Below are 4,301 nucleotides of genomic sequence, written 5' to 3' on the forward strand. Positions count from 1 at the left end.
CACGCCAGGATCGACGACGTCTCGATGATCCCCGGAACCCGACACGCCCAGGGCGGCACCCTCAACATCCCTCTCGCCCAGGGCGCGGCCAGCGTGAAGTTCGAGCCCTTCCTGACCTTCCTGATGCGCGGAATCGGCTACGGACATCCGGAGTGGCGGCACGGCGGCTTCAAGGGTGAAATGGCCATCGCCCGCGAGGACATCGACCTGGGCGCCATGAACATGGCCAGCCCCGAGAACTGGCACATCCAGGCGCTCAGCCGCGTGACCTTCTCGACTCCCGGCGAAGACCCAATCAAGGGCATGGGCGTGTTCGAGCAACTCATCGCGGGACCTTACCGGCCCTACGGGCTCTAATTCTTGCAGACCGCCCGGAATCCCGCAGCCGCGTAGGCGATCATGCGTGGGGTGACGGCGGCGATGTCCTCCGAGCGGCAGAGGCCGCCCGAGAGGGTGTCGATACGCCCGGTTTCGGCCAGGGTCAGGGTCAAGCTGCCCGAGAGCATGTGGTAGGACCAGAACAGGTCCTCCTCCCGCGCATAGGGCAGGGCCCGGCGAACCACCCGGATCAGTCGGTGGATGACGGGATCGAAGTAGCGGGTCATGGTCTCGCCGCCCCAGACGGGGGTGTTGTTGACCACGCCGATCAGGGCGAAGTAGGCGCGCCATTCCGGACCAGCGTTGGCGCAGCGCTCCAGCACCGGATTGAGGAAGGCCGCCACTGCGCCCTCCACGGTGATGTTGTCGCCGGCCTCGGCCTCATAACGGTCCAGGGCCTCCATGCGGTCCCTGTTCAGCACCTCTGCGCGGCGCAGGAAGACGGCGTCGAACAGGCCCTTCTTGGAATCGAAGTAGTAGTGGAGCAGGGCGGTATCGACCTTGGCCTTCTTGGCGACAACCCGCAGGGTGACGCCGTCAAAGCCGTGACGGGAGAATTCGGCCTCGGCCACGTCCAGTATGCGTTCGCTGGTCTCGAAACTCTTCTGGGCGCGGGTCCTGCCGGCCGCCTTGGGCTGTAACGCTGTCGCCATGCGGCCTTCCTCGACGGTTCGCGCCTTGAGTATGGCGCGCCGCGCCTCAGTCTCAAAGGTGATCCCCTGACCGTGACGCGCGCCGTTCGCATGTCAATGTTCATCCAACGCTGAGTGATCGGCTCCGACGCCGGACCGGCGCGCCCCTTCGCCTGACCTCAGGACCCTGCCATCCCAGGCCCCAGCCGCCCTGGACGGTTAATTCGCAGCTCCATCCCGACGTTCACGGAAGACTCTGTGGCCCGCTTGCATCGGTCGCCAAGCGTCTGATCCGAAATTCACTCCACGATGAATGAATAATTGACGCTCCCCGGTGGCGGGGCCACGGTCACGCTAAATGAGGCGCCTGTCCGGGCGCCAAGGGAGGGACCTATGCGAACCAATTGGAAGCTCGCGCTCGCCGCGAGCGCGGCCTGGAGCATTTTCGCCGGCCAGGGCTACGCCCAGACCACAACCCCCGGTGAAGTCGAAGAGCTGGTTGTCACCGCTCGCCGCGTCGAGGAAAACCTGCAGACCACCCCTGTGGCCATCTCGGCCTTCTCCGCCGAGACCCTGCAGCGGCAGGGCGCGACGGCGATCACCGACCTGCAGGGCGCCGTGCCGAACCTGAACCTCGTCCAGGGCCGAGCCTCGTCGAACTCGACCAACATCTATATCCGCGGCATCGGCCAGCCCGACGCCCTGCAGACCTTCGACCCCGCGGTCGGCGTCTATGTGGACGACGTCTATTACAGCCGCATCCGCGGCACCCAGTTCGACCTGCTGGACCTGGCCCGCGTCGAAGTGCTGCGCGGCCCGCAGGGCACGCTCTACGGCAAGAACACCATCGGCGGGGCCTTGAAGCTGGTGAGCCGCCAGCCCGACCAGACCGTCCGCTCGCAAAGCTCGGTCAGCGTCGGAAGCTACGACCTGTTCGAAGCCAAGGTCGCGCTCTCGGGGCCGGTGAGCGACACCCTGGCGCTGGGCTTCGCGGCCATGGGCTCGGCGCGCGGCGGCTATGTCACCGACCCGGTGAGCGGCGCCGAATACAACGACAAGAACACCTTCTCCAGCCGGGTCGCCCTGGCCTGGACCCCCAATGAGCGGCTTAGCGTCAACGCCTCGGCCGACTACACCAAGGACAAGTCCGGCCTCAGCGTCGGCCAGGCGCAGAACAGCCTGACCTCGGCATTTGGCCCGGTGCTCCATCCGGTGCCCCTGGCCATTCCGGAGTTCAACTTCCGCACCACCACCACGCCCGGTCTGCCCAACGAGACCCGGTTCGAGCACTGGGGGGCCGCTGTCACGGTCGCTTACGACCTGACCGATACCCTGTCGCTGAAGTCGATCACCGCCTACCGCAACCTCGACAGCGACGACTATATCGACTTCGACGCCACAGCCCTGCAGCTGACCGAGGCCCTTGTGGCTGTCGATCAGGATCAGGTGAGCGAGGAGCTGCAGTTGACCTATGACCAGGGGCCCTGGCAGGTCGTTGGCGGGCTCTACTATCTGCGCGAGAACGTGAAGTCCCACCAATACGCCAACGCCAACGCTTTCACCGCGCCCTTCACCTTCCTGCGCACGGTGGACGACGACCAGACCACCACCAGCTGGGCGGCCTACGCCAACGCCAGCTACGCGCTCACCGACCAGCTTCGCCTCTCAGCCGGCGTCCGCTACACCGACGAAGAAAAGAAGTACGCTCGCACCACTTCGGTCTTCTCGACACTCCCGGCCTTGGTGACGACCTTCGCCTTCAAGGTCGAGGAAAGCTGGGACGACGTGTCGCCGATGGTGAGCCTAGACTATCAGGCTACAGACGACGTCTTCTTCTACGGCCGCGTCTCCAAGGGCTTCAAGTCAGGGGGCTTCAATGGCCGGGCCAACACCCCCGGCGAAGAAACGCCCTACGCTCCGGAAACCGCGCTCTCCTATGAGGCGGGTGTCAAAACCCAGATGTTCGACAATCGCGCGCGGGCCAACTTCACGGTCTTCTACAACGACTACCAGGACTTCCAGGCCCGCATCGGTCGCTCGTCGGTCTCCCCCAGCCAGCCGATCCCCGCCATCGACCTGGTGGTGGTGAACGCCGGCCAGCTCAAGATCTACGGCGCCGAACTCGAACTGGCGGCCAATCCGATTCAGGGCCTCAGCCTGAACGCCGAGTTGGGCTACCTCCACGCCGAGTACGGAGAATTCAACGAACAGCGCGCTGCGCCGCTGCCGGCCACGGGCTTCGTCACCCTCGACCGTTCCTGGCAGACTCCGGCCTTCTCGCCGGAATGGACGGCCCGTCTGGCCGGCCGCTACGAGTGGGATCTAGGCGACACAGGCTTCGTCAGTGTCGGCGGCCAAGCCCGCTATCGCTCGGAGATGGCGCTGGCCATCGACAACGCCAACCTGACCACCCGGGCCCGCTTCCCCGGCATGTTCCAGCCGAGCTACTGGCTCTATGACGCCCAGATCGTCTGGGAGAGCTCGCAGCGCCGCGTCTCAGCCGGCCTCTACGGCAAGAACCTGGCCGATGAGGTCTACAAGACCGACGCCCAGGAGTTCTCCTCGGTGGGCGGCATCCGCACGGCCTATTTCGGCGCTCCGCGCACCGTCATGGCCACGGTGACCCTGAAGTACTAAAGGCATTCTCAGACCCGAACGAAAAAGGCCCGGGCGCTCGCCCGGGCCTTTCTTGTGTCTGGTTGAGTCGGCTTCAGCGCGTGACGACATCGCGCTTCATGGGCGCCAGCTTGGCCAGCAGCTGGTTCTGGTGGCGGTAGGCGACGCCTTCCTTATCCATGGCCAGCTGCATGTGCTCGACCAGGATGTTGAACTCGGCGGTGTTGATCCCCTGGTCCTTGTGGGTCGTCTTCATGTCGCGGCCGGTATAGTCCACCGGCGCCCCAAGCAGGTAGGCCACCTGCTCCTTCAGGGTGCGACGCAGGCGTTCCATGTCGGTGGCGCGGAAGATGTCCGTCAGCCTCGAGTCGGCCACGCTGCGGTCCAGCGTGTCGTCAACGATGCGCGCGACGCCCTCGTGGCCGTTGAAGGCCGCCAACATCTGCTCGCCCGTGAACGGAGTCGCCCCCGCGTTCGTGTTGGATCGGGTGTAGGGATCGACTGGATTTTCTTCGGCGAAGGCGGGCGCCGTGGCGCCCAGGGCCGCGGCGAAGATCAGGGTGCGGAGGTTCAACATCAGAAGCCTGCCTGGAGGGAGAGATACAGACCGCGCTGGTCCTTGAAGGTGGCGATGGTCCCGAGATCGGCATAGGCCGCAGTGACCGAAAGGTTCTT

The 4,301-nt window shown here is 65.4% G+C and carries 4 protein-coding genes and 1 pseudogene; 2 read left to right on the forward strand and 3 right to left on the reverse strand.

The features are described 5' to 3' along the window. Positions 1 to 357 (forward strand): annotated as a pseudogene (locus RMO97_RS04275) (hypothetical protein); the annotation flags it as partial. Here the strand turns inward: RMO97_RS04275 and RMO97_RS04280 are convergent. Beyond that, positions 354 to 1,031 (reverse strand): TetR/AcrR family transcriptional regulator, encoded by a 678-nt coding sequence (locus tag RMO97_RS04280; RefSeq protein WP_310539305.1) that lies wholly within the window; start codon positions 1,029 to 1,031, stop codon positions 354 to 356. The pseudogene RMO97_RS04275 and the gene RMO97_RS04280 overlap by 4 nt on opposite strands. Before the next feature lie 372 nt (positions 1,032 to 1,403). Here RMO97_RS04280 and RMO97_RS04285 point away from each other — a divergent pair, with 372 nt between their 5' ends. Beyond that, positions 1,404 to 3,647, forward strand: coding sequence for a TonB-dependent receptor (locus tag RMO97_RS04285; RefSeq protein WP_310539306.1), 2,244 nt, complete (start codon positions 1,404 to 1,406; stop codon positions 3,645 to 3,647). A 73-nt stretch (positions 3,648 to 3,720) separates the two neighbouring features. Here the strand turns inward: RMO97_RS04285 and RMO97_RS04290 are convergent, their stop codons facing one another. Together RMO97_RS04290 and RMO97_RS04295 are read right to left on the reverse strand one after the other, a co-directional pair. Then, positions 3,721 to 4,203, reverse strand: a complete 483-nt coding sequence (locus tag RMO97_RS04290) for a group 1 truncated hemoglobin (RefSeq protein WP_310539307.1) — start codon at positions 4,201 to 4,203, stop codon at positions 3,721 to 3,723. Continuing rightward, a partial coding sequence (locus RMO97_RS04295; RefSeq protein ID WP_310539308.1) for a DUF3034 family protein occupies positions 4,203 to 4,301 on the reverse strand: 99 nt, incomplete at its 5' end. The genes RMO97_RS04290 and RMO97_RS04295, both read right to left, overlap by 1 nt.

It is taken from the genome of Phenylobacterium sp., from assembly GCF_031425575.1.
Lineage (GTDB): Bacteria > Pseudomonadota > Alphaproteobacteria > Caulobacterales > Caulobacteraceae > Phenylobacterium.

What these genes read in the sequence shown, in the direction of transcription:
- RMO97_RS04280 (WP_310539305.1), bottom strand. Translation starts at nt 1,031, where the DNA reads ATGGCGACAGCGTTACAGCCCAAGGCGGCCGGCAGGACCCGCGCCCAG.
- RMO97_RS04285 (WP_310539306.1), top strand. Translation starts at nt 1,404, where the DNA reads ATGCGAACCAATTGGAAGCTCGCGCTCGCCGCGAGCGCGGCCTGGAGC.
- RMO97_RS04290 (WP_310539307.1), bottom strand. Translation starts at nt 4,203, where the DNA reads ATGTTGAACCTCCGCACCCTGATCTTCGCCGCGGCCCTGGGCGCCACG.